Below are 24,874 nucleotides of genomic sequence, written 5' to 3'. Positions count from 1 at the left end.
GTCCCCGCGGTCGGCGGGGCAAACGGCTCCCCCACGTGAGCGATCCTGGGGGCTATAGGCCCAAAGATCGCTCACGTACGGGCAGGAGCGGAGGACGGGTCCACGAGCGCCGCCACGTCCAGGGCCAGCAGGTGCAGCTGGGTCGCGAGCTGGGCGTCGCGGTCGGCGAGCCCGCCCGGGCGGACGGCGGCGAGCTCGTCGGCGATCTCGTGGGTGGGGCGGGGGCCCGCGGGGTCGTCGGCAGAGGGGTCGGGCGCGGCGGGGTCGGCGGCCACCGCGCGCACCGCGGCGGCGAGCTCGTCCACGCCGCGCGCGAGGTGCCCGGGGACGTCGGCGCCGTCGCCCAGCGCCTCGGCGACCGTGCGCGCCAGCAGCACGGAGCTCGCGTGCACGTACTCGACGGCCGCGAGGCGGGTCCGCAGCTCGTCGACCCGGCCGCGCTCCCGGCGCCCGCGCAGCGTCGAGGTGGCCAGGGCGGCGGCGGTGTCGCTGGCGTCGAGGAAGGACGCCAGCGCGCCCTGGCCCGCGCGCAGCGCCTCGACCGCGCGCGCCGCCCGGGAGGCCGAGCGCTCGCGCAGTGCGGCGCCCACCTCGCCGAGCGCGTCGGCGGGCACCCGCAGGGCGTCACGGGCGGCCCCGGTGATCACCCGGGCCGGGCTCGGGGTGGCGAGGACCTGGCTGACCAGCAGCGCGAGCGCCCCGCCGATGACGGCGCTGAGCAGGCGCGTCCAGCCCGTCTGGGGCGAGGCCAGGGCCACCACGAGCAGCGCGGCGATGCCCGCCTGCAGCAGGGCCAGCGAGTTGATGCTGCCGAGGGCGACCACCAGCATCCCGGCCGCGACGGCCACGCCGATCTGCAGCCAGCCGCTGGCGAGCACCCGGACGGCGAGCTCGCCGACGGCGACGCCGACGCACACCCCGGCGAGCACACGCACCGCGCGCCGGCCCCGCGCGCCGGGCGCGTCGGTGAGGCAGACGACCGCCGCGATCGGGGCGAAGATCGGCGCGGGCTGGCCGAGCAGGTACTGCGCGACCACCCACGCCACGGCGGCCGTGACCGCCGCGAGCGCGATGCGCCAGGCGCCGTCGCGCAGCCGTCCGCCGATGCGGCCGGCCAGCGCGACCGCGCCCCCGCTCAGACCGCCACCAGCTGGTCGATCCCGGCCTCGCGCTCGATCTGGTCGCGCAGGGCGGCCAGCGTCCGGGAGAGCAGCCGCGAGACGTGCATCTGCGAGATGCACAGCACCGCGGCGATCTCGGCCTGGGTCTTCTCGTGCACGAACCGCAGGGCGAGCATCGTGCGCTCACGCTCGGGGAGGTCGCGGACCAGGGCGCCCACCAGCGTGCGCACCTCGACCCGGTCGAGCTCCCCGTCGGCCACCCCGAGGATGTCCATCAGCGCCGAGTCGTCGCCGTCGCCGAGGGACTCGTCGAGCGACGCCGGCTGGTACGAGCCGTGCGCGGCGATCGCCTCGGCGACCTCGTCGCGGCTCATGCCCAGGTGCTCGGCGAGCTCGGCGGCCGTCGGCGCCCGCCCCAGCTGCTGGGACATCGACGCCGTCGCCGAACCCACCGCGACGTAGCGGTCCTTGACGCTGCGCGGCGTGCGCACCGACCAGGCCGAGTCGCGGAAGTGCCGCCGGACCTCGCCCATGATCGTCGGGACCGCGTAGGACAGGAAGTCCCGCTCGCGGCCCGGGTCGAACCGGTCGAGCGCGTGGAGCAGGCCCAGCGAGGCCACCTGCTCGAGGTCGTCGGTGGGCTCACCGCGACGGGCGAAGCGCCGCGCGATGTTGCGTGCCACCGGGAGGAACCCGACCACGAGCCTCTCGCGGACGCGCTCGCGCCGCGGATCGTCGTCGGACAGCGACGCGTACTCCGCCAGCAACGGGACGTACTCGTCGTACTCACTGCTGCGTCCAGCCATCGGTCACCCCCGAGGGGCCCCGAGGATCCGGAGAGCGGGTCTCCGGACGCAGGCGGGGCGCTCGTTGTTCATGAGCTGACCCGGCTGGTGTCTGAACCGGAGAACCTGTGCGGTTGGTCAGTGCCCCGTACGCCCGGTGCTCACACATGCCGCGTGCGTGACCGGCGGGCGGGGACGGCCGCGAGGTTACCCGCGCCGCAGCCCGTCGACGAGGGCCAGCAGGGCGGCGTCGACGACGTCGTGGTGGGTCTGGTTGACGGCGTGCCCGGCGCCCTCGACCTGCACCAACCGGGCCCGCGGACCCAGCTCCTCGGCGATCCGCCGGCCGTGTGCGGCCGGCGTCAGGCGGTCGTCGGTGGCGGCGACGACCGTCGTGGGGACGCGGGCCAGCGCGGGCAGCGCGCCGCTCTCGTCGTGCTCGAGCAGGGTCGACGAGAACGCCGAGGTGACGGGCAGCGGCACGCTCTCGGTGACCGTCTGCAGGCGGCGCACCTCCTCGTCGCTCGCGTCCGCGGTGAACGCGAGCCGGCGCACCAGCCAGCGGCCCACCAGCGAGTCGCGCCAGGGCAGGTGGTCGGCGAGCGGCGCCGCGAGCCGCGCGCCCTGGAGCACGGCGGGCAGGACGCCCGCGCGGCGCGCGGTGGCGTGCAGGACGCCGAGCACCCCGTCGGAGATGAGCTCGCCCGCCGACGTCGCGACGAGGAACACCCCGGCGACGCGCGTGCCGAACCACTCGGGGTGCTGGCGGGCCAGCGCCAGGACGCTCATGCCGCCCATGGAGTGCCCGCCCAGCACGACCCGCCCGCACGGGGCGACGGCGTCGACGACGGCCGCGAGGTCCCGCCCGAGCTGGTCGATGGTGGCGTTCGCGGGGTCACCCCAGCCCGAGCGGCCGTGGCCGCGCTGGTCCCAGCACACGACCCGCGCGCGGTCGGCGAGTGCCGCGACCTGGGGCGACCACTCGGCGGAGTCGACGGTGAAGCCGTGGGTGAGCACGACGGTCGGACCCTGGTGGCCCCGGATCTCGACGTGCAGCGGCACCCCGTCGCTCGTGCGCACGCCGTGGACGGGGCGGGCGCGGGTCAGGACGGCCATGCCCCCAAGGGTCGACGGTCGGCGCCCGGCCTCCACCTCGCGGGCCGGTGGCGTCGACCAGGGGACGCCCGCCACCGACGGGCGGTGTGACCTGGGTCCCGGCGGCGGCACGGCGTCACCCGGGCGGAGCAGCCGGGGCACCGCTCACCGGTCAGCGACGGGGTTCGACGGCCAGCGTCACCGCGGTCGGGTGGGCGGCGTCGTGGAGCACCTCGCGTGGCTGGTGCACGAGGGTCGTGGCCTCGCCCAGCGCGTCGCCGGTGCCGGGGTTGCGGGCGAAGCGGGGGTGCGCGCCGCCGGAGAGCTGCAGGCGCAGGCGGTGGCCCGCGGCAAAGCGGTGCCCGGTCGGCCACAGCTCCAGGTCCACCGCGCGGGTGCCGTCGGCGGCGGGCGCCGGCGAGCCCGGGGCCAGGCGGACGAGGCCGTCGGTGATGTTGACCGAGCGCCCGCGCGGGTCGACGTCGCAGACCCGGACGAACACGTCGAGGTGCTCGGTCTCGGCGCGCACGTGCACCGTCGCCGACACCGGGCCGAGGGCGACGACGTCCTCGGTGAGCGGGTCCGAGGTGAACACGGCGACGTCGGGACGGGCCTCGAGGTCCGCCTGGTCGCGCGGGCCCGAGCGCCCGGTGAGGATCGGGCCGCCGAGGGCCGGGGTCGGGTCGGCGGGGTCGTAGTCGACGCGGGTGCCGGGCCAGCGCACGGCGCCGCCGGTGTGGTCGGGCGGCGGCTGGACCGACAGGGAGTGGTCGGCGCGCAGGTACCAGGTGCGCGCGGCGGCGTCGGGCGGCGGCCAGTCGGCGAGCCGCCGCGTGCCCCCGCCGCCCGAGAGCGTCACCGCGACCGGGGCGTCGTCGCTGGTGGCGGCCGTGACCGTCGTCGCGCCGTCGCCGAGCACCCGCTCGAACGCGGCCAGCGCCTCGCGCATCCCGGCAGCCATGCCCGGGCCGGCGGTGTGCACCCACGGGCCGAGCACGAGCCGCGGGCGCGCGCCGGCGGCCCGCAGCGCGGCGTGGTCCGCGAGCTGCCAGGGCAGGAAGATGTCCTGGAAGCCGCCGAGCATCGTCACCTCGACCCCGGCGCGCGCCACGTCCTCGACGCCGCCGGTGTAGGCGCGGTGGGTCCAGTACGCCGAGTCCGGGTCGGACTCGCGCAGCCACTCCTGGAACCAGTCGACCTCGCCGCCGGTCGCGCGGCGGTCGGCGCTGCTCAGGGGCAGCGTGTCGAGGGCGGCGGTGATGGTGCGGCGCCCGCGCAGCAGGCGCACGGTGCGCGCGACCGGCCCGGCGGCCATCGTGCGCATCATCGAGCTCCAGGACAGGGCGTTGTCCAGGGAGAACGACCCGCCGGCGTAGGTCTGGTCGCGGAACGACGACGCGGTGACCAGCGTGCCCATCACCCGCAGGGCCTTGCCCGCCGCCGGGGCGAGCGCCCACTGGGTCAGCCCCAGGTAGCTCGGGCCCAGCGTCGCCAGGCGCCCGTCGCACCACGGCTGGTCGAGCACCCACTCGACGAACGCCGCGCCGTCCTCGGCCTCGTCGAACGGCGAGAGGACGCCCCCGGAGCCCGCGGTGCCGCGCACCGACTGCACCACGACCTGGAAGCCGCGCTCGGCCACCAGGCGCCCGAACACCGTGCCGATCCAGCCCGCGCGCCCGTAGGGGCTGCGCACCACGACCACCGGTCCGCGCTCGACCCCGGCGGGACGGTGGTGGTCGTGGCGCAGGACGACGCCGTCGGGCATCGGGACCGCGACGTCGCGGTCGACCGACACCCGCGGCACGCGGGGGGCGGGCAGGCGCATCACCCGGCGCAGGACGGCGGTCGCGAGGCTCACCCGATCAGTGTTCCCGATCGCCGCGGGCAGCGCGGAGGCGCGGGCGATCTGACCGTTACCCCTCCGGACGTCGCCCCGTGTTCACCGCCTGTCCGCCGTGTCGTCGGGCGGGAGCGCCCGCGGCCGGAGACCCTGCGACCGTGACCTCCACACCGCGCCGCGAGGCGCCCGACGTCGGCGTCCCCGCCGCCCTGGCGGCCCGGATGACCGTCGCCGAGCAGCACGAGTGGCTGACCTCGCACCTGCGCCGCCACCCGGTGAGCCGGCGCGCGGCCCTCAAGGGCGGCACCGGCGTCCTCGCGGCGATGGGCCTGGCCTCGGCGCCCTGGACGGTCGCCGCGTGCGCGCAGGCCGCGCAGTCACCGGTGGCCGTGGTGGGCCGCCACCTCGCCTTCGGCGCCGACCCGCAGCGCCAGATGGCCCTCGCCGGCGAGCTCACCGCGGCGCCGGCCGGCCCGGTGGTCGTCGACCTGGGCCGCGACAGCGCGTTCGGGACGACGCTGCCGGTGGAGGTGCGCCGGCTGGTGTCGCAGGTGCCGCAGGCCGACGGGTCGATCCGCGGCAGCGAGCAGTTCTTCGTCCACGCCCTGGCCGACGGCCTCGCGCCCGGCGAGCGCTACCGCTACCGGTTCCGCCTCGCCGACGGCACGACCACCGCCGAGGCCGACTTCACGACCGCGCCCGGCCCGGGGTCGACGGCGCCGTGGAGCTTCACCGCGTTCGCCGACCAGGGCGTCGACACCGTGCCCCCGAGCGGGCTCGACGGCTTCACCAACGGCTACTACGACGCCGACGACACGCGCCGCACGCCCGCGCCGGCGTCCGCGCTGGTCGAGCGCGTCGCCGCCCAGCGACCCGCGTTCCACCTGCTCGCGGGCGACATCTGCTACGCCGACCCCTCCGGCGAGGGCCACCCCGTGCGCAGCGCCGGGACCCGGCGCGCCCCCGGTGGCTTCGACGCGTTCGACCCCACGGTGTGGACCACGTACTTCGCGCAGATCGAGCGCAGCGCCGCGTCGACGCCGTGGATGTTCGCCACCGGCAACCACGACATGGAGGCGCTCTACGACGACAACCGCAGCCCCGGCGGCGCCACCCACGGCTACGGCGGGCACGCCGCGCGCCTGGACCTGCCGCGCAACGGTCCGTCGGCCTGCCCGTCGGTGTACACGTTCCGCCACGGCAACGTCGGGGTGATCAGCCTCGACGCCAACGACCTGTCCACCGAGATCCCGACGAACGCGGGGTACTCGCGCGGGGCGCAGGTGACGTGGCTGCGCGAGACGCTCACCGCGCTGCGCGCCGATCCGTCGATCGACTGGGTCGTGGCGTTCCTGCACCACTGCGCCTTCGCCACCTCCGAGGCGCACGCGTCGGACGCCGGGGTGCGCGCGGCGGTGGCGCCGCTGTGCGACGAGTTCGCCGTCGACCTCGTCCTGCAGGGCCACAATCACCAGTACGAGCGCACGAACCCGATCCGGCGCGGGCGCTCGGTGCTGCAGGCCCCGGACGGCGCGACCGTGCGCCCGGAGACCGACGGGACGACGTACGTGTGCGTGGGCTCGGGCGGGCGCCCGCGCTACGAGTGGCAGCCCGGCGTGACCGACCGGTACCGCGGCCAACCCGGCCCCGACAGCGGCGTGGCCGTCGCCAGCTACCTGGCCCTCGGGGAGGACGAGAAGCAGCCCGACCCGGTCGACTGGTCGCAGGCGCGCTACCTCGACTACGCCTACGTCACCGTCGACGTCGCCCCGCCCCCCGCCGCCGGCGGCCCGACGAGCCTCACCGTCCGCGCCACCACCGACACGGGCCAGGAGATCGACCGGGTGGTACTCGTCCGCTGATGTACGTGCGTGATCTTCTGAGCGATAGCTCAGAAGATCACGCACGTAGCCCGATCGGTGGAGCCGCAGGGCACCGGGCATGATGCTCCGGTGCGTGCCCACCCCGTCCTGGACGTCCTGGCCGCCCGCCGCGCCGAGGGGTCGTGCCCGCAGACACGCAGCGACGCCCACCGCGTCGTGCTGGCCGTCGAGGGCGGCGGCAGCCGCGCCACCTACTCCAGCGGCATGGTGCTCGCGCTCGAGGAACTGGGCCTCGCCCACTGCTTCGACGCCGTCTACGGCTCGTCGGCCGGGGCGCTCGCGGGCAGCTGGCTGGTGGGCGCGCAGGCGGCGCTCTGCACCGCGGGCTGGTACCGCCCGGGGCTGATGTCGCGCGTCACCAACCCCGGGCGCGGGCTGCGCGGCCAGCCGGTGGTCGACGTCGAGTACCTCGTGCACACCGTCGGCGAGAAGGTCATCCCGTTCGACTGGCAGGCGGTCATCGACGCGCCCGTCACGCTGCACCCCGTGGCCACGGACGTCGAGACCGGCGAGGCCGTCGACCTCGCCGACACGATCGTCGACAAGGAGTCGCTGCAGCTCGCCCTGCGCGCCAGCGCCGCGGTGCCCCTGCTCGCCGGGCTGCCCGTCGAGATCGCCGGGCGCCGCTACGTCGACGCCGCGGTCGCCGAGCCGATCCCCTTCCACATCGCGCTGGACCACGGCGCCACGCACGTGCTGGTCCTGCGCACCCGGCGCGCCGACCAGACCGCGATCGACGCCACGCGCCTGGAGAAGGCGCTGGTCTCGCGCCTGGGCACCGTCAACGTGCCCGGGCTCGTGCACGTCGTCGGCAACCGCCTGGAGAACCGCCGCGACGACGACCGCCGCCTCGCCCACGCCACCGCGTCGCCGGGCGACGACCCGCCGCACCTGTTCGAGATCCGCCCGCCCGTGGGCGCGGACACGATCAACCCGCTCGAGACCGACCCCGACGTCCTGCGCCGCGGGATCGAGACCGGTCAGCGCGCGCTGCGCCAGGCGCTCGAGTTCGACGAGCCCGGGCGCAACGCGGAGCTCTCGACGGCCTGACGCCGGTTACTGGGTCGTATCCCTCGCTGAGCGAGGGATACGACCCAGTAACCGCTCATCCCCGGTCCTCCTCGGTCACCAGCTTGAGGGGGACGCCGGTGACGACGCGGGCCGCGTCGTGACCCATCCGCCGGGCGACCTCGGCGGTGACGTCGGGGTCGACCGCGACCGGTCGCCCCGCCGGGAGCTTTCCGTGGTGGACGGCGATCCCGCGCTCGGTCAGGCCGACGCCGACCTCGAGCGGTGAGTCGCGCGCGACGCGGTGGGCGAGAGCGGTCGGGTCGGGCTCGTCGTCGTGCCCGGGCCGCAGCTCGTGCGGCACGCCCTCCTCCTCCAGCCCCGCGCGCAGCTCCCGCAGGACGGCGGCGGGGAACGTCCCGGCAGCGGCGACGAGCACCACCGGCCGGGTCGGGCCGTCGCCGACGCTCACGCCGCCCCCGAGACCCGGCGGCCGCGGGCGTGCCCGGCCACCAGCCCGGACGCCACCGCGTTGCGCGGGCCCAGGCTGCCCCGGACGTTGCCGGTGCCGCAGACGATGCCGTACGGCGCGACCGCGTCGGCGATCATGTCGGGGATCTCGAAGTCGAGCGCGGACCCGCCGAGCAGCACCACGAACTCGATCTGGCGCAGGGTGCCGCCCGGCGCGATCTGCTCGAGGGCGCGCAGCGCGTTGACCACGAACACCCGCCGCTTGGCCTCGCGCCGGGTGTGGCGCAGCGTCGCCAGGTCGTGGCGGCCCGGCACCGCGTGCATGCCCTCGTCGGTGAGGACCACGACCCGGGCGAAGAGCTCCGGGGCGAGCGGCTCGGTGAAGAACTGGGCGGTGCCGTTCTCGTGACGGATGTGGAAGAAGCTCTCCACCTTCGCCAGCGGGTAGCGCTTGACCTCCTCGGCCACCTGCTTGTCGTCCAGGCCGAGCTCGGCATCGATGAGGGTGGTGACGAGGTCCCCGGCGCCCGCGACGTGCACCGAGTACACCTCGCCGTCGGTGTCGGCGTGGGCCGCGTCCGTCGAGCCGCCGCCGAGGTCGAGCACCACGATCGGCTCCCCGCTGCCGGGGGTGGTCAGCGCGCCACCGACCGCCATCTCCGCCTCGATCCCGCCGATCTCGACCTCGAGCACGCGCTGGGCCTCCTCGGCGAGCACGCGGCGCACCTCGGCGGCCACCTGCTCCATCGGCCCGCGACTCGTGCGCACCATCGCGGCGAGCAGGACGGCGTCCTCCCGCGCGACCTCCTTGGCCAGGCCGCCGCGGACCTCCTGCGGCACGAGCGTGTCCACGGCCAGCAGGTCCTCGATGGCGACCTCGTCGGGACGCTGCCCGGTCAGCTCCGACATCGCGTCGCGGACACCGGCGATCATGCCGCCGACGTGGGTGCCGCTCTCCCCCTCGGCGTCGACCAGCGGCCGGATCCGGGCCAGCGCCCGCATGATCTCGTCGGCGCCCGCGTCGACCTCGACCGACACCGTCGAGGACCGCCCGCGCAGGGCGATGGACCCGGCCGGCACCCGGCGGTCGGTGACGTCGCCGCCGGGGGTGCGCACGACGACCGCGGACCGGTTGCCGGTGAGCGAGCGGGCCACGGGGGAGATCATCTTCGTCTGCTCGGCGTCGAGCTCGAACAGGGTGGCGATGCCGTAGGAGTTGGACAGGGTGCGGATGGTGCGTCCCGGCTCGGCGACCTCGACGGCGGCGAGCATGCCCAGCGGGACCTCGTCGACCAGGGTCACCTCGTCGACGATCGGCAGGGTCTCCTCCAGCCGGTTGGCCACCAGCACCGCGTCGTCGCCCCCGAGGATCGCGCCGCGCACCCCGACCCCGCGCTGGGCCGCCGCGACCAGGGCCTCGGCGACGTCCTCGAAGTCCTCCGCGGCGGGCACCACGACGAGGACGTCCTCGCCGGCCGGTCGATCGGCGAGGTCGGCCAGGGCGACCGTGGTGCCCACCCCGATCCCGCTGCCCCCCGGGGTCCGGGGGTCGTGGCCGATCATCGTCGACTCGGTCACGACGGTCTCGGTGATCGTCTCCATGGCGAGCCCGCTGATCACCGGGGTGGCCTCGTTGGTGAGGACGAGATCGACGTCCGGCCACCGGCACCCGCCGTCGGCCAGCGCCTGCCCGGCGGCCTTCCGCACGCCCTCGGCGTTGTCGGGGGTGCCCTTGATCCCGGTGGTGGGCGCGAGGCCGCTGCCCAGGTACTCCACGCCGCCGTCGTCGTCGACGCGGGCACAGCAGGCCTCGGTGGTCGAGTTGCCGATGTCCACGCCGACGACGAGGCGCGGCCCGCCGGACGCCACCGCGGTCAGCTCCCGGCGCGTCGGATCGACACGTCGAGCTCGACGATGCCCCCGTCCGGCTCGATCATCTCGGTCTCCTTGAGGTGCAGCAGCGCGGCCTTGGCCTGGTAGCGCGGGCGGGCCATGAAGTCGTTCTGCACCGGGACCGGCGCGGGCGACTCGCCCTTCGCGTACTGGGCGGCGTTGCTCCCGATGGCGCGGAAGGTCTCCGGCGTCAGCAGCGGTGCCTGGGGGAACAGCTCGAGGTTGCTGAGCTTGGCCAGGTCCTTCTGGTGGATCATCGAGGTCCCGCGGGACAGAATCCCCACCCCGATCCCCGACCCGGACAGCCGGGCCGCCCGGTGGGCGATCTTGGCCAGGTCGCTGGAGTCCTTCACGCGCACGATGCGCAGCGCGACGCCCTGCTCCTCGACGCCGGCCATCACCTCGCGCAGCACCTCCGCGAGCGGGATGTTCGAGATGGTCTTGGTGAAGAAGGAACAGAAGGCGGGCGAGATCCCCAGGACCACCTCGTCCTCGCGCTCCCCGCGTCCGGCCGGGCCCGTCTCGGTGATCTCGGCGGTGCGCTCCGGTCGCCCGGTCTCGGTGCTGGTCACGTCACTCGACCTCCTGCTCGGGGTTGCTGGCGGACAGCACGTGGCGCAGCCGCTTCATCTCCTCCCAGCGCTCGCCCGACGGGCGGTAGCCGGTGCCGGGACCCGCGTAGTCGTTGGCGTCGTTGATCGCCGAGCGCACGGAGAAGTCGCCGTCGAGGATCGCCGAGGTCTGCAGCAGGTCGCCGGAGACGCGCTGGCGCAGCACGTTGAGCAGGTTCTCGGCGACGTCGCGGAACCCCCCCTTCTCCAGGGCGGCCACCAGGTCCAGCCCGGTGATGCCGCGGTCCATCACGCCCTTCGCCGCCTTGAGGTCCTCGAGCACGTCGCGCTCCGGGAGATCCTCGCTGCCGTGGGCGTAGATGCCGGCGTCGACCTCCTCGTCGGTGATCGGCGGCAGGTCGAGGCCCGCGAAGACGGCCTGCAGGGCGCGGATCGCCTTGCCCCGCACCGCCAGGACCTCCTTCTCGGCGACGTGGCGCAGCCCGCCGTCGACCTTGAGGTCGCGCTGGATGGTGTTCCAGTCGTCGTAGTCCTCCGGGTCCCAGTTGGAGCCCGCGAACATGTTGTCGGCGTTGGGGACGCCGGAGAAGCCGGACACGACGAAGTCGGTGCCGGGCAGCAGCTGGGGCATGGTGCGCGCGGTGCGCCGCATGGGTGAGTGCGAGAACGACTGGTCGTTGCCCGACGCGCACTCCAGGTCGAGCATGCTGGCCACCAGGTTCTCGGCGGCCACCGCGCGGATGCCCGACGGCACGGCCCCGGGCACACCGATGCAGCTGATGGAGCCGTTCTGCAGGCCCTGCACACCCGCGCCCTTGGCCACCTGGATGCAGCGGATCTCCAGGTACAGCATGGACTTGCCCTCGGCGTTGCCCATCTGCACCTCGGACCCGGTCCCCGAGGTGAAGCGCATCTTGATCCCGCGCGAGGCGTAGGCGGACGCGAGGAACGCCTTGGACCAGGGCGTGTCGTCGCCGTCGACGAACACCGACTCGGTGCCGTACACCGAGATCGTCTCGGCGTAGGCGGTGATGCCCCGCATCCCGAGCTCGAGCTCGGTCGCCTCCTCGAGCGCGCACTGGGTGATGACGCCACCGCGCCCGGTCTGCCCGCCCACCTGCAGCGCGATGGCCACCAGCGGCGCGTAGCGCACGATGCCGAGTGTGGTCTCCAGCTCGGCGAACCCGCGCAGCGCGGCCTCCGCGGCGTCGGCGGCGACCTGCACCGGGTTGTCCCGGGCGCTGGTCGAGTGCGCCTGGTTGGCCGGGGTCCGCCGGGCGCGCATCTTCTGCATCGCCATCATGATCTCGACGACGTTCATGCTCTCGACGACGTCGAGCAGCTTGGCCGGGGTCAGCCCGCGGGTGAGGTGGAGGATGTCCTGCCGCGGTACCCGGGGGTCGACGACCCGGGCGGCGATCTCCTGCGCGTCGAGGGCCATGGCCTCCTCGGCGGCGGAGACGTCGATCGCGTAGTCGGCGATGAACTGGTCGAGGAAGTCGAAGTCGGCACGCTCGCGCCCGTCCATCTCCACGATGACGCCGTCCTCGACGCGGACGCTCGGCTCCGGGTCGTACGGGCTCTCCATCGCGATCATGCCGACCTCGGGCCACTCCTCGACGAAGCCGTCGAGCTGGACCGGTCGGGCCTCGAGGATCTCGGTGCGCCGCGAGTGCCGGTTCTGGGCCGGGCGGTCTGTACTGGTCATGACGGCCTCTCTCGGGTCGCGGGGCGACGGTGTCGTCCGCGGGGTCAGTCGTCGGCGGCGGCCAGCAGGTTGCGTCGCTCGTACACCTCGGCGGCCTCGCGGACGAGGGCCGCGGTGCGCGACGCCGAGTGCTCACGCTCGAGCTCGTCGGCCAGGTCGGCCAGCTCCTGCCCGGTCGAGGCGTTGGGCCGCAGGGCGTTGTACATCGCGAGGACACGCTCGTCGGGGATCTCGGTCATCTCGGCGGCCCTGCGGAAGTTCTCCGCCAGCTGCCACCGCCCGACGCCGTCGGCGATCTCGGCCTGCATGAGCAGCGTGTCGGGCGCGATGCGCAGGTCCAGCGGGCTGAGGTCGCCCGCCACCACCGCGTCCAGGGTCAGGTCCTCGATGTGCTTGCCGGTCGGGGTGTGCAGCAGGTCGGGCCGCCGGCTGCTCAGGGGGTAGTCGACCGCGGGGTCGAGATGCCGGTCACCGGTCTGGGTCACGGGTCGCTCACCATCCGCTCGTGGGGGGTCGTGCTCGGGTCAGGCCTTGAGCGCGGCGACCGCGGCCTCGGCGACGCGGACGTCCTGCTCGGCCGAGCCGGCGCTGACGCCGACGGCGCCGACCAGCTCGCCGTCGCGGTGCACGGGGATGCCGCCGCCGAAGACGACCATGCCGCCGGCGGTCTGCTCGAGGCCGTAGAGCTCGGCGCCCGGCTGCACCAGCGGCATGAGCGCCGCCGTCGGGGCCTCCATGAGGATCGAGGTGGCCGCCTTGCGCTGGGCGATGTCGATGCTGGCGCGGATCGCGCCGTCCTGGCGGGCGAACGCCACGAGGTGGCCGCCGGCGTCGACGATCGCCACGTTCATCGGCTGGCCGATCGCGTCGGCCTCGGCCAGTCCCGCGTCGAGCATCCGGCGGGCGTCGGCCAGGGTCAGTCCCGGCATGGAGGGGCCTCCGGGCGAGGTGGGGGAAGGCCGGGCGAACGCTCGGCGTCGCTGGACGCTAGGAGCGCCCGGCCCGCCCCGACCACGGGGACTCTCCCCACCCCCGGGCATGGGGGAAATCCCCCGCGACCGTTCGCTAGGGCGCGGCGGGGGTGCGCAGGCCGCCGACCGCGAGGCGGGTGGCGTCCAGGTGCTCGCGCAGCCGGTCGCGGGCCTCGTCCGCCCCGCCGGGGCCGAGCGCGTCGACGATCGCCTCGTGCTGGGCGAGGATCTCGCGCGGGCGCCGCGGCCCGCGGTCCATGGAGCCGAGGTTGATGCGCAGCTGGCGGTCGCGCAGCGAGGCGTAGAGCTCGAGCAGGATCGGGTTCCGCGCGCTCTCGACCACCGTGATGTGGAAGCGCCGGTCGGCCTCGGCGAACGCCGGCTCGTCGTCCGCGGCCATCGCCGCGCGCTGGACGTCGAGCACGTCGTGCAGGGCGCGGGCGACGGCGGCGCGCTCGTCGGCGGGCGCCTCGCAGAGCTTGCCCAGCGCGTGCCCCTCGACCAGCTCGCGGGCCTCGAGCACGGCCTCGACCTCCGCCGGGGACACCGCCACGACGAGCGCGCCGCGCTTGGGGAACAGCCGCAGCAGCCCCTCGGCCTCCAGGCGCAGGAACGCCTCGCGCACCGGGGTCCGGCTCATCGCCAGGGCGTCGGCGACCTGCCCCTCGGTGATCAGCTCACCGCCGGGCAGCGAGCCGTCGAGGATGCGTGCCTTGGTGTCCCGGTATGCCCGTTCCTTGGCCGACACCCCGTTCCCCGCCACCGCACCACCCTTGCTGTCGAGTGCGCGTGACCCTACTCTCAGAAGATCGATGCATCTTGTATGCATCTAGGGTCCGAGGGGACGTCGAGGAGGACGCCTGGTGGTCGCCGCGGCTCCGCTCTCCCCGACGCCCGAGGTCACGGGCGTCGAGGACCCGCTGCTCCGGCGCATCGCCGACCACCTCGGCACGCTCGCCGGCGGCGCCGGCTGGGTGGTGCGCGTCGACGAGGCCGCGGGGCGCGCGACGGTGGCTGTCGGCACGGGCAGCGTGCCCGGTGACGCCGTCGCGCGGGTCCTCGCCACGCGGGCGCCGGTGGTCGACGACGGTCCCGGGCACCCGCCGGTGCTCGCGGTGCCCGTGCGGCGCGGTCCGCGCATCGTCGGCGCCTGCGTGGTCGCCGGTGGCGGCCCCTTCTCCGGCGCCGACGTCCACCTCGCCGAGCTCTTCGCCGACTACGCGGTGCTGGCCCTGGCCGACAGCGGGGCGCTCGCCGGGCGCACCCTCGAGCAGGCCGTCCGCCAGGAGCTGGCGTGGGTCGAGGCGCACGGGTCGGTGCGCGCGGACCTCGTCACCGTGGGCGCCGGGGCCATCCCCGACGAGGTCGCCGACGAGGTCTTCCGCATGGCCCAGGAGGCCCTGCTCAACGTCGTCGTGCACGCGGGGGCCACCACCGTGCGGGTCGGCGTGCTGCACGGGCCCGGGACCCTGACCGTGCTCGTCGAGGACGACGGGCGCGGCTTCGACGCGGCCGCGCCGGCCCGGCTGCACGTCGCCGGGGCGGGCGCGCGCCTCGGCCTGCGGGCCACGGCCGCCCGCGCGCGGCGTCTCGACGGCGAGCTCGAGATCGACAGCACGCCGGGGCGCGGCACCCGCCTGCGCGTCACCGTCCCCTGCTCCGCCGCGCCCGCGCCCACCCCGGGACGCGCCCGCACCGGCGTGCTCGTGGCCGCGGTCCGCCCGGTGGTGCGCGCCGGCGTCGTCCGGATGCTGCAGCTCGGGGAGCCGGGGCTCGGGATGGTGTCCGAGGTCTCCGCCGTCACCGACGCCGACGACCTCGCGGGCGCCTGCCGGCTGCTGGGTCCCGACGTCCTCGTGGTCGAGCACGAGCTGCTCGGCGACGACCTCGTCGCCGTCCTCGAGGGCCTCGCCGCGCTCCCCGACCCGCCCGCGGTCGTCCTGCTCGCGCAACACTGTGCCGACGAACGCCTGCGCGCCGCGATCGCCGCGGGCGTCAAGGGCTGCGTCGACCCGGACGCCGACACCGACCGCCTCGTCGCCGTCGTCGCCGCGGCCGGGCGGGGCGAGACGCTGCTCGCCGACGACCAGCTCGGCCGCCTCGCCGCCCCGCCCCGCACGGCCGGCATCACCCCGCGCGAGCACCAGGTCCGCGGGCTCGTGGCTCGGGGGCTCACCGACCGCCAGATCGCCCGCATCCTCGCCATCTCGGCCAAGACCGTCGAGAAGCACGTGGGCTCGCTGCTGCGCAAGACCGGGACGCGCAACCGGACGATGCTGGCGCGGCTGGGCTGACCCTGTCCGCAGCGAACGTGCTGTTCGCTGCTTCTGTGCGCGTGAAGTCCCCGTTGATCAGCCCCGCATCCGGACGGCGGGCGTCTCGTTCCGCAGGGAGGCACCGCAGCCACCGCAGAAGGCGCCGGCCGGCGTTCTCGGCTGCCCGCAGCGTGAGCAGAACCGCGCGTGCTGCGCCGGCACGACCACGTCGGCGGGCACCAGGAGACCGAGCGGCGACGTCGGGGGGTCGACCGGGAACGGGGTCGACAGACCGACCGGGGTGCCCGGCGCCGCGTCCCGTGGCAGCGCCTCGTCGCCGAAGAAGCGGCGCGCCGACCCCGTGAGCCACAGCAACCCGAGGACCAGGGCGGCCCACGGGACCGAGATGACGAGCTGGGGGAGGAACGTCGGGTCGACGGCCGTGCCGAGCACGACGCCGAGCACCAGGTCGGCGAGGACGGTCCCGGTCAGGAGCCACCGCGCACCCCGGCTGCCACGGCCGATCCGGGTCGCGCACACGAAGTCCACGATCGCGAGGACGACCGACAGCACGCCGGCGACGACGCCGAAGACGGCGAGTTCCCCGACCGTCGCGACCCCGTACGCCCCCATCTCGGACGATCCGAGAGCGTCCCCGTCCACGCCGGCGGACCGGCTGAGCGAGAGCGCGAAGAGGCCGCCGGCCACCCCGAACACGCCCCACAGCAGGCCGCCGACGCCCGAGAGCACGACCAGGACGCGGGCGGCCGTGACCGGTCCGGGAACGCCCACCGGGATCGTGGTGGCCACGCAACCCACCGCGTGCGACGACCTCCCCCCGCACGCCTGACACTGCGCCATGTCCGTCCCCCTCCTCGTCGACGCCGTCAGCGTCGTCACTGGCACCGGACCCGGAATGGTCGTTGCGGGATCTGCCGGCAACCGAACTGGCCGAGGACCTCGTCGGCGCGCCCGGCCGACGCACCGTGCTGGTCGTGGCAGGTGCCGAACCAGGGATCTCGGGCGGCGGCGTCCATCAACCGGTCCGGCGGGCTCCACCGATCCGGCGCCGGACCCTGGTACGCCTGGCGAAGGACGTCGCGCGGGATGTCGGTCGGCGCGTCGAAGCTGCCGTTGACGATCGCCAGCGCGAGCACGGCCCGGTCCATCTGCAGCCCGCGGGCGGACGCCAGCCCGGGACCCCACTCGTCGACGTAGTGCTGGGCGCACGCGCGCAACGACGGGGCGCCGGCGCCGGACGATCTCGCCACCGAGGGCGCGGCGACGAGCACGAGGACGACGACCACGGCGAGGCCGACCCCACCGAGCACCCAGCCGAGGGACGACGGTCGGGCGACAGGGGTCGGCGCGGGGGCGGTCGGCGGCGCTCCGGTCCCGCAGCCGACGCAGAAGCGCCAGCTCGGCGCGAGCGCCTGGCGGCACCGCGGACACACCATCGGCGCGACGAGCACCCGCTCCCCCCTCTGGGAAGCGCCCGCGCACTCCCCCGCCGGGGATCGGTCGAGGGGTGACCGTTGTTACGACGCGCCCGGCGTCGGCCGTGCGGGCGCGGAGTCAGGCGCCGATCTGGGCGCGCGCGATCCCGGTCAGGGCCGACAGCCCGCGCACCGGCTCGAACGACTCGGCGGCCGCGGTCAGCGCGTCGTACTCGTCGTCGCCGAGGCGGATCTCGGCGGCGGCGCAGTTGCTCTCCAGCTGCGCGACGCTCGACGCGCCCGGGATGGCGCAGACCACGGGGTGGTGGATCGTCCACGCCAGCGCCACCTGCGAGGGCGTCGCGTCGTGGGCGTCGGCGATCGCCCGGAGGGTCTCGATCAGCGGGGTGACCCGGCGCAGGCTCTCGGGCAGGAAGAGCGGGTTGAGCGAGCGCACGCGGTTGGCCGGGCGGTTGTCGGCGTCGAACTTGCCCGACAGCAGGCCCTGGGCCAGCGGGCTGTAGGCGAGGATCGCCCGGCCCGCGGTGCGCGCGTAGGGCAGCAGGTCGCGGTCGGGCTCGCGGGACACGAGGCTGTACTGCACCTGGTTGGAGATCACCTGGGTGCCCAGCGCGGTCTCGGCGCCCTGCCAGCGGTCGAGCGAGTAGTTGCTGACGCCGACCTCGTCGACGACGTTCGCGGCCTGCAGCGTCCGCATCCCGGCCATGGTGGTGCCGTCGCCGATGACGGGGTTGGGCTGGTGGACCTGGTAGAGGTCGATCTTGCGGCGCAGGCGCGCGGCGCTGGACGTGCCGCGCTGGACGACGACCTGGTCCACGGGCAGCACCGGGAAGATCTTGGTGGCGACGACGGTGGTCGCGGGGTCCGCGTCGGCGCGGTCGAGGGCCTCGCCGAGGATGCGCTCGCTGCGCCCGAAGCCGTAGGCCTCGGCGGTGTCGAAGACGGTGACGCCCAGCTCCAGGGCGCGGGCGACGATCCGCCCGGCCTCGCCGTCGGCACCGGCGTAGTCGCGTCCGTAGCCCCACTCGCGGGACCCGAACTGCCAGGTGCCCAGACCGATCGCGGACCAGCTCTTCGCGGTGGGGAGGTCGAGATAGCGCATGTCCCCGTTTCTACCCGCCGGCGAGGACCGCCTGTCGCACCCGGTCGGCGGGGAGATCCAGGAGACACGCGGGCTCGGGCGCGAGCGGGCAGCCGGCGTCCCACCAGCAGACCTGCTCGGTGATCGCGGTGGGCATGCGGTGCGGGCACTCGGGCAGGCCCTGGAGGTTCGTGCCCTCCTCGAGCCCGTAGCGGGACGCGGCCGTGGGGCCGAAGAGCGCGACGGTGCGCGCGCCGACGGCGGCGGCGAGCCGGACCGGGCCGGTGTCGGGGCCGACGACGGTGCCGCCGGCCTCGCCGACCGCGGCGAACAGGGCGCCGAGTCCGCGGAGGTCGGTGGGCGGGAGCTCGATGGCGCCGTCGACCGGGCCGACCGAGAGGACGGGGCCGGCGAGCGTGGCGGCGAGCTCGGCCCACCGGCGCGCGGGCCAGCGCTTGACGGCCATGCCGGCGTCGGGGACGAGGACGGTGGGCGTCCCATGGTCGCGAGCGGGGTGATTTCCTGGCCCTATCGGCGTGCTGTGTCTGATCGCCAGCAGGTGGCCCGCCGCTTGCACGAGTGCGGTTCGACCCGCCGCGCGCTCGTCGTCGCCGAGGACCACGCGCGGGGGGCGGACCTCGCCGGCGATGAGGCCCTCGCCCGCGAGGATCCGCTGGTAGCGCTCGCCCACCAGCTCGTCGGGCGGCGGCGAGCGCCAGAGGTTCGCGACCGCCCGGGTGCCACGGGCCGCGGCGTCGGCCTCCACGAGGTCGCCGATCCCCTCGAAGCGCGTGGTGGTGACCGTGAGGTCCGGGGCCAGGTCGGCCAGCGCCTGCTCGACGGCGGCGCGCTCGTCGTGCTTCTCGGCGGTGCGCACGGCGGCGACGGCGGGGTCGCGCGCCAGCAGCGGGACGCTCGGGGCGTGGGTGAGCACGGTCAGCTCGGCGCCGGGGTGGGCGTCGGCCAGCGCGTGCACGCTCGGCAGCACCATGATCAGGTCGCCCAGCCCGCCGAGCAGGTCGATCAGGAGGATCCGCACGCCAGCACATCCCGGTAGAGCGCCAGGTGGTCCGCGGCGAGGGTGTCCCAGTCGCGGCCGTGCACCAGCGCGTGCCCGCCCGCGGCCACCTTCCGGCGCAGGGCCTCGTCGTCCAGCAGCCGGCGCAGCCCGTCGACGAGCACGCCGGCGTCGCGCACCTGCGGGGCCACGACCACCGTCTCGCCGTCGCGCAGGTCGGGGTCCGCGGGCGCGTCGGGGCGGCGCGTGACCAGCGTCGGCAGCCCGTGGTCCAGCGCGGCGAGCAGCGCGCCGCTCTTCAGCGTCGCCCCCGCGGTGAACGGGAACGCGGCGACGTCGGCGGCCTGCAGCGCGGCGGAGACCTCGCCGGCCGGGCGGTGCCCGGTGATCGTGACGCGGTCGGCCGCCCCCACCGCCGCGATCTGGCCGGTGAGCTCGTCGCGGAACGCCGCCGCCTCGTCCGCGGGCAGCGCCAGCGAGGTGAACCCGCCGAGCACGAGCAGGTGCAGTCGCGGGTGCTCGGCGGCCAGGCGCGCGACGGCGTCGGCGAGGTAGCGCAGGCCCTTCACCGGGTGCACGAAGCCGAAGAACACGACGAGCTCGGCGTCCTCGGGCACCCCGAGGGCACGCCGGGTGGTGGGGCGGTCGGGGGCGTCGGGGTCGACCTCGACGTTGGGCAGCAGCGGCGCGCGCCGGGGATCGACGCCCCACCGCTCGCGCAGGACCGCGGCGTGCTCGCCGTTGGTGGTGAGCACCGCGGCGCTGCGCGGGACGAGGCGCCCGGTGTCGCGGTCGGCGAGGCGGCGCCGCTCGAGCGTCGACCACACTGGGGCGGGCACCCGCGGCGCGCACGACCACCCGCCGTACTCGTGCAGCGTCGTCACCAGCGGCGCGCCGACCAGGTCGCCGAGCAGCCCGACCGCGCCCGAGAAGCCGAACGCCGACGGCGCGAACTGCACGTGGGCGAGGTCGACGCGGCTCGCGCGCAGGTAGCGGGCGGTGCGCGCGAGCCCGCGGACACCGGGGTCCACGGGGACGTCGACGACCTCGGCGCCCTGGCGATCGAGCGCCGCGCCGAGGTGCATGGTGTAGTCGGCGACCCCGTCGTGGGCGGGGTCGGCGCGCCCGTGCACGAGGGCGACGCGGAGGGGACTCACCGGGCGTCGATACCCGGACAGCCGGACGGGCAACCGTGCTGACCTGCGCAGGTGTGCGTGCTTGGCCGTACTCCGGCACGGGCGAGCACGCACGAGAGCGGAGCTCAAAGATAGATCGAGCACGCGTCGAAGACGGCCTCGCGCACCGGGTCGTCGTCGCAGTCGCGCGCCGGGCGCAGGACGGCGTCGCCGGCGACGACGCGGGCGAAGGCGTCGGCGACCTCCCGCAGGTAGGCGCCCTCGACCACCGCGCGCCCGAAGTGCCCCACGAGCACGAGGTGCACGTCGTCGGCGAGCGCCGCCAGCCGCGCGGTCGACGCGGCGAAGGCCGCGAGGTCGGACTCCGGGGCCTGCGCGTAGGTCGGTCCGGTGTTGATCGTGTCGCCGCCGAACAACAGGCCGGCGCGCTCGTCGAGGAAGCAGATCGAGTCGGGCGAGTGGCCCGGCGTGTGCAGGACGGTCAGCGCGCGCCCGCCGAGGTCGACGACGTCGCCGTCGGCGAGCAGGTCCGGCTCGGGGGCGGGACCGGGCGCCCAGGTGCTCTCGTCGACGCCGGGCGGCAGCGGGCGGGGGTCCGAGTCCGCGGACAGCAGGTGGAAGAAGTCGCGGTCCAGCGCCCGGTAGGCGTCGGCGGCGGCGAGCAGGCGGCGGGTGTGGGCGAGGTAGCGGCGCCGCTCGGCCGCGCTCGCGCCCGCCCGCAGCTCGGCGACCCCGGCGGGGTGGATCGCGACCCGGTCGAACTCGGCGTCGCCGCCGACGTGGTCGAGGTGGGCGTGGGTGTGCACGACGTCGACGGGGCGGTCGGTGAGCGCCTCGACGACGGGGCGGATCGGCGCGATCCCGAGTCCGGAGTCGACGAGCACGGCGCGGTCGCGCCCGGCCACGAGGAAGGAGTTGACGTGCCCGGGCTCGGCGACCAGCCACACCCCCGGGGCCACGCGACGGGTGGAGAACCAGGTCACGGCGGGTGAGCCTGCCACCGATGCGGGTACTCGCGGCCGTGCCCGCCGACCCGCTGCCCGATCTCCGGCACCCCGCGGCGCACCGCCCCGGGCACGGTGACCCCGACTGGGCCGCGATGCGCCGCGTCCTCGTCGTGCGCCCGGACAACGTCGGCGACGTCCTCATGACCGGCCCCGTGTTCCGGGCGCTGCGCGCCGCCGCTCCCCGCGCGGAGCTGGTGCTGCTCGCCTCCCCGGCCGGCGCCGCGGCGGCCGCGCTGCTGCCCGAGGTCGACGACGTCGTCACCGCATCGGTGTCGTGGCAGCAGCTCGAGCTCGTGCCCGGCGCCGACCCCGACGCCGCCCTCGTCGACGACCTCGCGGCCCGCGGGTTCGACGCGGCGGTCGTGCTCACCTCGTTCTCGCAGTCGCCGTGGCCCGCCGCCGAGGTCGCCCGCCGCGCCGGGATCCCGGTGCGGGTCGGCACGTCCAAGGAGTTCGGCGGCGGGCTGCTGACCCACTGGGTGCCCGCGCCGCCCGACGAGGAGCACCAGGTCGACCGGATGCTCGGCCAGCTCGCCGCCGTCGGGGTGCCGTCGCGCGGCCACGGGCTGGCCGCTCGCGTGCCGGACGACGCCCAGGTGCCCGCCGCGCTCGCGGGGACGCGCTACGCCGTGGTGGCGCCCGGGGCGAGCTGCCCGTCGCGGCGCTGGCCCGCGGAGCGCTTCGCCGCCGTCGTCCGCGATCTCGCCGCCGACGGCCTGACCGTCGCCGTCACGGGGACGGCGAAGGAGGCCGACCTCGTCGCGACGGTCGCCGGCGGCGCCGGGCTGGCGGTCACCGGGCTCGGCCTCGGCGACCTGGCCGCGGTGCTCGCGGGCGCCGAGGTGGTCGTCGCCAACAACTCCGGCGGCGTGCACCTCGCCGACGCCGTGGGCGCGCCGGTCGTGGAGCTGTTCGCGGGCACCGAGACCGTCGGCCAATACGCGCCGCGCACCACCCGCGCCGAGGTGCTCACCGTCCGGGTCGCGTGCGCGCCGTGCCGCCAGCTCGTGTGCCCGTTCGGCCAGGAGTGCCTGGCGATCGCGCCCGGCGAGGTCGTCGACGCCGCGCGGCGGGTGCGCGCGGTGCCGGTCGGCTGACGCGCCGCATGGTCGAGCACACCGACGACGGCCGGTACATCGTCGTCAAGGGACGGCGGTGGCGGGCGACGGACCCGGCGATCCCCGAGGACGACGCGGCGGTGCTGCGGCGCTGGCTGATGGCCGCCCGCCGCGACGTCGGCACCGCGACACGCGCGGGCGACACCGAGGGTGAGTCGGCGGCCCGCGGGCGGGTACAGGCGGCCAAGACCGCCCTGGGCGAGCGAGGCCCCGCGTGGTGGGAGCAGACCGACGACCAGCGCCGCGCGCGCTGGACCGCGGGCCTGCACCACGCCGCGCAGGAGGGCTTCGGCTCCGCCTCGTGAGCGGCTGTCCGTGCTCCGGCACGGACGAGCGCGCACCGAACGTCAGAGGAGACGCACCATGACCACCCCGCCCGTCCAGCAGGACGAGAACCCCGACGACCCGAACCCCGCCCGCTCCAGCCAGACGCTCGCCGCGTTCAGCGGCCAGGTGCAGCGTCGCCTCGGCCTCGAGAACGCCTCCGAGGCCGAGGTGCTCGTGCGCAGCACGCTCAACGAGTTCGGCAAGACGGTGAGCAGCGGCCTGGCGCAGGAGCTCACGATCGCCCTGCCCCCGGAGCTGTCCGCCGAGCTGCGTGCCCAGCGGCCCAAGGACGACGCCGCCCGCGCGATCGGCAAGGACGCGTTCGTCGACGCCGTCAGCGGCCACGTCACCTCGGTGGATGCCGAGGAGGTCGAGCGCCAGGTCGAGCAGGTGCTGCGGCTGCTGCGCGAGTGGCTGCCCGAGGACCAGGTCGACCGCACCCTCGAGCAGCTCCCGGGCGACCTCGTCGCCCTCATGCGCTGACGACTTCGGTGGCGGATCCCGCGCTCAGCGCGGGTTCCGCCATCGAGGTCCGGCCTGCCGGTGGGACGGAGCAGCCCGCACACCCGTTCGCGAACCACCGTCGAGAACGAACGGCGCTCTCGCTGCATCGGTGGCAGCGAGAGCGCCGTTCGTTCGTCACGGGGTCCGGCGAGGTCCGGCCGGCCCCGCTACGGCAGCGGCGCCCAGTGCACGACCTTCGTGGTCGTCATCTCGTCGAGGAGCTCCGGGCCGTAGCCGAAGCCCGACCCCGAGCGCCCGCGCGGCTCGGCCGCCCCGCCCGGCGCGCCCCCGAACACCGCGTTGATCTTCACGGTGCCGACGGGCAGCTCGCGCCACGCCTGCTGGGCGTGCGCCATGCGGCCGGTCATCACGGTGGCGGCGAGGCCGTGCGGGTCGTCGATCGCCTCGGCCAGGCCCTGGGCGAAGTCCTCGACCACGCGCACCGGGGCGACCGGACCGAAGGTCTCCTCGCGCAGGATCGTCATCGCCGGCGTGAGCCCGGAGAGCACGGTCGCCGGGTAGAACGCGCCCTCGCCCTCGGGCAGGAAGCCGCCGGCGTGCACCCGGGCGCCGTCGGCGATCGCCGCGGCGACGTGGCCGTGGACGTGCTCGCGGTGGCGGCGGTCGACCAGCGGGCCCAGCGCCTTCTCCCCCGGACCGGGGCGGTACACCCAGCGGGCGGCCTCCTCGGCCAGCGCGTCGAGGAACGGCTCGGCGATGCCGGCCGCGACGTAGATGCGCTCGACCGACACGCAGACCTGGCCGCCGTTGGCGTACGAGCCGAGCGCGGCCTGCTCCGCCGCCCAGCGCGGGTCGACGTCGTCGTCGATGACGAGCGGGTCGTTGCCGCCGTTCTCGAGCAGGACGTGCGCGCCGGTACCCGCGGCGGCCTGGGCGATCGCGCGGCCGGCGGCGACCGAGCCGACGTGGGCGACGAGGTCGACGTCCGGGTGCCCGGAGAGCGCCGCACCCGTCGGGCCGGCGCCGTCGACGATCTCGAGGACGCCCTCGGGCAGGAAGGACGCGACGAGCTCGGCGAACCGGCGCCCGAGGTGCGGGCAGCGCTCGCTGGGCTTGTGGACCACCGTGTTGCCGGTGACCAGCGCGGCCCCGATCAGCCCGCCGGCCACGGCCACCGGGTCGTTCCACGGGGTGATGACGGCGGCGACGCCGCGCGGCTCGGGGACCATGAGGTCGGTCGCGCCCCAGCTGCCCTGCAGCGAGCGCCCGCGGTGCACCGGGCCCAGCTCGGCGTACTGCTCGAGCGTGCCCGCCGCGGCGAGCACGCCGCCCAGGCCGTCGTCGTAGGGCCGGCCGGTCTCTGTCTCGTTGAGCCGCGCGAGCTCCTCGGCGACGGCACGCACCGCCCCGGCGGCGTCGCGGACGAGGCCGGCGCGGTCGCCGGGCGCCGTACGGGCCCAGCCGTCGCGGGCGGCGCGGGCGCGGGCGACCGCGGCGTCGACCTCGTCGGGGCCGGCGGGGCGCACGCGGCCCACGAGCTCGCCGGTGGCCGGGTCGTGGACCTCGATGTCGGTGTCGATGGCGGTACTCACGGAGCAGGGGGTTCCACGGTCCTGCTCGTGGTACGCCTCTGCGTGATCAGCGTCGATGTGGGGAGGACCGC

General features: G+C 75.8%; 24 protein-coding genes. 6 read left to right on the top strand and 18 right to left on the bottom strand.

The window, feature by feature from the left end; all coding sequences use genetic code 11:
* Positions 1-71 precede the first annotated feature (71 nt).
* The 4 genes from ACQPX6_RS04180 to ACQPX6_RS04165 form a co-directional block, all read right to left on the bottom strand.
* Positions 72-1,046, bottom strand: coding sequence for an FUSC family protein (locus ACQPX6_RS04180; protein ID WP_433785651.1), 975 nt, complete (start codon positions 1,044-1,046; stop codon positions 72-74).
* 89 nt (positions 1,047-1,135) lie between these two features.
* The gene (locus tag ACQPX6_RS04175) at positions 1,136-1,927 is read right to left on the bottom strand and encodes a SigB/SigF/SigG family RNA polymerase sigma factor (protein ID WP_433785650.1); all 792 of its coding nucleotides are present in this window, start codon (positions 1,925-1,927) and stop codon (positions 1,136-1,138) included.
* A 186-nt stretch (positions 1,928-2,113) separates the two neighbouring features.
* Positions 2,114-3,022, bottom strand: a complete 909-nt coding sequence (locus ACQPX6_RS04170; protein ID WP_433785648.1) for an alpha/beta fold hydrolase — start codon at positions 3,020-3,022, stop codon at positions 2,114-2,116.
* A gap of 151 nt (positions 3,023-3,173) precedes the next feature.
* On the bottom strand, positions 3,174-4,859 hold the full coding sequence (locus tag ACQPX6_RS04165) for a CocE/NonD family hydrolase (protein WP_433785647.1): 1,686 nt from the start codon (positions 4,857-4,859) through the stop codon (positions 3,174-3,176).
* Between the two features lie 140 nt (positions 4,860-4,999).
* Here ACQPX6_RS04165 and ACQPX6_RS04160 point away from each other — a divergent pair, with 140 nt between their 5' ends.
* Both ACQPX6_RS04160 and ACQPX6_RS04155 read left to right on the top strand, forming a co-directional pair.
* Positions 5,000-6,703 carry a metallophosphoesterase gene (locus ACQPX6_RS04160; protein WP_433785646.1) on the top strand — a complete coding sequence of 568 codons (1,704 nt, stop codon included), beginning with the start codon at positions 5,000-5,002 and terminating at the stop codon, positions 6,701-6,703.
* Positions 6,704-6,793: 90 nt separating this feature from the next.
* Entirely contained in the window at positions 6,794-7,774 is a 981-nt protein-coding gene (locus tag ACQPX6_RS04155; RefSeq protein ID WP_433785645.1) for a patatin-like phospholipase family protein, read from the top strand.
* A 55-nt stretch (positions 7,775-7,829) separates the two neighbouring features.
* On the opposite strand, the gene ACQPX6_RS04150 is transcribed toward ACQPX6_RS04155, so the two are convergent.
* The 7 genes from ACQPX6_RS04150 to ACQPX6_RS04120 all read right to left on the bottom strand — a co-directional run bounded on the left by ACQPX6_RS04150 (position 7,830) and on the right by ACQPX6_RS04120 (position 14,110).
* Positions 7,830-8,204 carry a glycerol dehydratase reactivase beta/small subunit family protein gene (locus ACQPX6_RS04150; protein ID WP_433785644.1) on the bottom strand — a complete coding sequence of 125 codons (375 nt, stop codon included), beginning with the start codon at positions 8,202-8,204 and terminating at the stop codon, positions 7,830-7,832.
* The gene (locus tag ACQPX6_RS04145) at positions 8,201-10,072 is read right to left on the bottom strand and encodes a diol dehydratase reactivase subunit alpha (protein WP_433785642.1); all 1,872 of its coding nucleotides are present in this window, start codon (positions 10,070-10,072) and stop codon (positions 8,201-8,203) included. The genes ACQPX6_RS04150 and ACQPX6_RS04145 overlap by 4 nt, the downstream gene beginning before the upstream one ends.
* A gap of 5 nt (positions 10,073-10,077) precedes the next feature.
* A complete protein-coding gene (locus ACQPX6_RS04140; RefSeq protein WP_433785640.1) occupies positions 10,078-10,668 on the bottom strand; it encodes a propanediol/glycerol family dehydratase medium subunit in 591 nt (196 codons plus the stop codon).
* 1 nt (position 10,669) lies between these two features.
* Positions 10,670-12,376 carry a propanediol/glycerol family dehydratase large subunit gene (locus ACQPX6_RS04135; RefSeq protein WP_433785639.1) on the bottom strand — a complete coding sequence of 569 codons (1,707 nt, stop codon included), beginning with the start codon at positions 12,374-12,376 and terminating at the stop codon, positions 10,670-10,672.
* Between the two features lie 44 nt (positions 12,377-12,420).
* Positions 12,421-12,861: a diol dehydratase small subunit gene (locus ACQPX6_RS04130; protein ID WP_433785637.1), complete on the bottom strand. Its 441-nt coding sequence runs from the start codon at positions 12,859-12,861 to the stop codon at positions 12,421-12,423.
* A 39-nt stretch (positions 12,862-12,900) separates the two neighbouring features.
* Positions 12,901-13,305: a GlcG/HbpS family heme-binding protein gene (locus ACQPX6_RS04125; RefSeq protein WP_433785635.1), complete on the bottom strand. Its 405-nt coding sequence runs from the start codon at positions 13,303-13,305 to the stop codon at positions 12,901-12,903.
* Positions 13,306-13,441: 136 nt separating this feature from the next.
* Positions 13,442-14,110, bottom strand: coding sequence for a GntR family transcriptional regulator (locus ACQPX6_RS04120; RefSeq protein WP_433785634.1), 669 nt, complete (start codon positions 14,108-14,110; stop codon positions 13,442-13,444).
* A 100-nt stretch (positions 14,111-14,210) separates the two neighbouring features.
* Between ACQPX6_RS04120 and ACQPX6_RS04115 the strand changes: the two genes are divergently transcribed.
* Positions 14,211-15,641 carry a LuxR C-terminal-related transcriptional regulator gene (locus ACQPX6_RS04115; RefSeq protein ID WP_433785632.1) on the top strand — a complete coding sequence of 477 codons (1,431 nt, stop codon included), beginning with the start codon at positions 14,211-14,213 and terminating at the stop codon, positions 15,639-15,641.
* Positions 15,642-15,698: 57 nt separating this feature from the next.
* Here ACQPX6_RS04115 and ACQPX6_RS04110 read toward each other — a convergent pair whose 3' ends face one another.
* The 6 genes from ACQPX6_RS04110 to ACQPX6_RS04085 form a co-directional block, all read right to left on the bottom strand.
* Positions 15,699-16,412: a hypothetical protein gene (locus ACQPX6_RS04110; RefSeq protein ID WP_433785630.1), complete on the bottom strand. Its 714-nt coding sequence runs from the start codon at positions 16,410-16,412 to the stop codon at positions 15,699-15,701.
* Positions 16,413-16,498: 86 nt separating this feature from the next.
* Positions 16,499-17,074: a hypothetical protein gene (locus ACQPX6_RS04105; RefSeq protein WP_433785629.1), complete on the bottom strand. Its 576-nt coding sequence runs from the start codon at positions 17,072-17,074 to the stop codon at positions 16,499-16,501.
* 103 nt (positions 17,075-17,177) lie between these two features.
* Positions 17,178-18,161, bottom strand: coding sequence for an aldo/keto reductase (locus tag ACQPX6_RS04100; protein WP_433785628.1), 984 nt, complete (start codon positions 18,159-18,161; stop codon positions 17,178-17,180).
* A gap of 10 nt (positions 18,162-18,171) precedes the next feature.
* Positions 18,172-19,179, bottom strand: a complete 1,008-nt coding sequence (locus ACQPX6_RS04095; protein WP_433785626.1) for a glycosyltransferase family 9 protein — start codon at positions 19,177-19,179, stop codon at positions 18,172-18,174.
* The gene (locus ACQPX6_RS04090) at positions 19,164-20,315 is read right to left on the bottom strand and encodes a glycosyltransferase family 4 protein (protein ID WP_433785624.1); all 1,152 of its coding nucleotides are present in this window, start codon (positions 20,313-20,315) and stop codon (positions 19,164-19,166) included. Before ACQPX6_RS04090 ends, ACQPX6_RS04095 begins: the two co-directional genes overlap by 16 nt.
* A gap of 104 nt (positions 20,316-20,419) precedes the next feature.
* Positions 20,420-21,277, bottom strand: a complete 858-nt coding sequence (locus tag ACQPX6_RS04085; RefSeq protein ID WP_433785623.1) for an MBL fold metallo-hydrolase — start codon at positions 21,275-21,277, stop codon at positions 20,420-20,422.
* Between the two features lie 5 nt (positions 21,278-21,282).
* On the opposite strand from ACQPX6_RS04085, the gene ACQPX6_RS04080 reads away from it, so the two are divergent.
* From ACQPX6_RS04080 to ACQPX6_RS04070, 3 genes are read left to right on the top strand one after another with little or no spacing between them, the layout of a single operon-like run.
* On the top strand, positions 21,283-22,398 hold the full coding sequence (locus ACQPX6_RS04080) for a glycosyltransferase family 9 protein (RefSeq protein ID WP_433785621.1): 1,116 nt from the start codon (positions 21,283-21,285) through the stop codon (positions 22,396-22,398).
* Between the two features lie 8 nt (positions 22,399-22,406).
* Positions 22,407-22,724: a hypothetical protein gene (locus ACQPX6_RS04075; RefSeq protein WP_433785620.1), complete on the top strand. Its 318-nt coding sequence runs from the start codon at positions 22,407-22,409 to the stop codon at positions 22,722-22,724.
* 58 nt (positions 22,725-22,782) lie between these two features.
* Complete coding sequence (locus tag ACQPX6_RS04070; protein ID WP_433785618.1) at positions 22,783-23,229, top strand: DUF2267 domain-containing protein; 447 nt, start codon at positions 22,783-22,785, stop codon at positions 23,227-23,229.
* Positions 23,230-23,417: 188 nt separating this feature from the next.
* Here the strand turns inward: ACQPX6_RS04070 and ACQPX6_RS04065 are convergent, their stop codons facing one another.
* Positions 23,418-24,803, bottom strand: a complete 1,386-nt coding sequence (locus ACQPX6_RS04065) for an aldehyde dehydrogenase family protein (protein ID WP_433785616.1) — start codon at positions 24,801-24,803, stop codon at positions 23,418-23,420.
* Positions 24,804-24,874: the final 71 nt, after the last annotated feature.

The organism is Actinomycetospora sp. CA-101289 (assembly GCF_050955895.1).
Taxonomy (GTDB): Bacteria; Actinomycetota; Actinomycetes; order Mycobacteriales; family Pseudonocardiaceae; genus Actinomycetospora.
Note: the sequence above shows the minus strand (reverse complement) of the source record. Positions and strands in the feature narration are given on the sequence as shown.

What these genes read in the sequence shown, in the direction of transcription:
- ACQPX6_RS04135 (WP_433785639.1), bottom strand. Translation starts at nt 12,376, where the DNA reads ATGACCAGTACAGACCGCCCGGCCCAGAACCGGCACTCGCGGCGCACC.
- ACQPX6_RS04125 (WP_433785635.1), bottom strand. Translation starts at nt 13,305, where the DNA reads ATGCCGGGACTGACCCTGGCCGACGCCCGCCGGATGCTCGACGCGGGA.
- ACQPX6_RS04175 (WP_433785650.1), bottom strand. Translation starts at nt 1,927, where the DNA reads ATGGCTGGACGCAGCAGTGAGTACGACGAGTACGTCCCGTTGCTGGCG.
- ACQPX6_RS04100 (WP_433785628.1), bottom strand. Translation starts at nt 18,161, where the DNA reads ATGCGCTATCTCGACCTCCCCACCGCGAAGAGCTGGTCCGCGATCGGT.
- ACQPX6_RS04170 (WP_433785648.1), bottom strand. Translation starts at nt 3,022, where the DNA reads ATGGCCGTCCTGACCCGCGCCCGCCCCGTCCACGGCGTGCGCACGAGC.
- ACQPX6_RS04075 (WP_433785620.1), top strand. Translation starts at nt 22,407, where the DNA reads ATGGTCGAGCACACCGACGACGGCCGGTACATCGTCGTCAAGGGACGG.
- ACQPX6_RS04070 (WP_433785618.1), top strand. Translation starts at nt 22,783, where the DNA reads ATGACCACCCCGCCCGTCCAGCAGGACGAGAACCCCGACGACCCGAAC.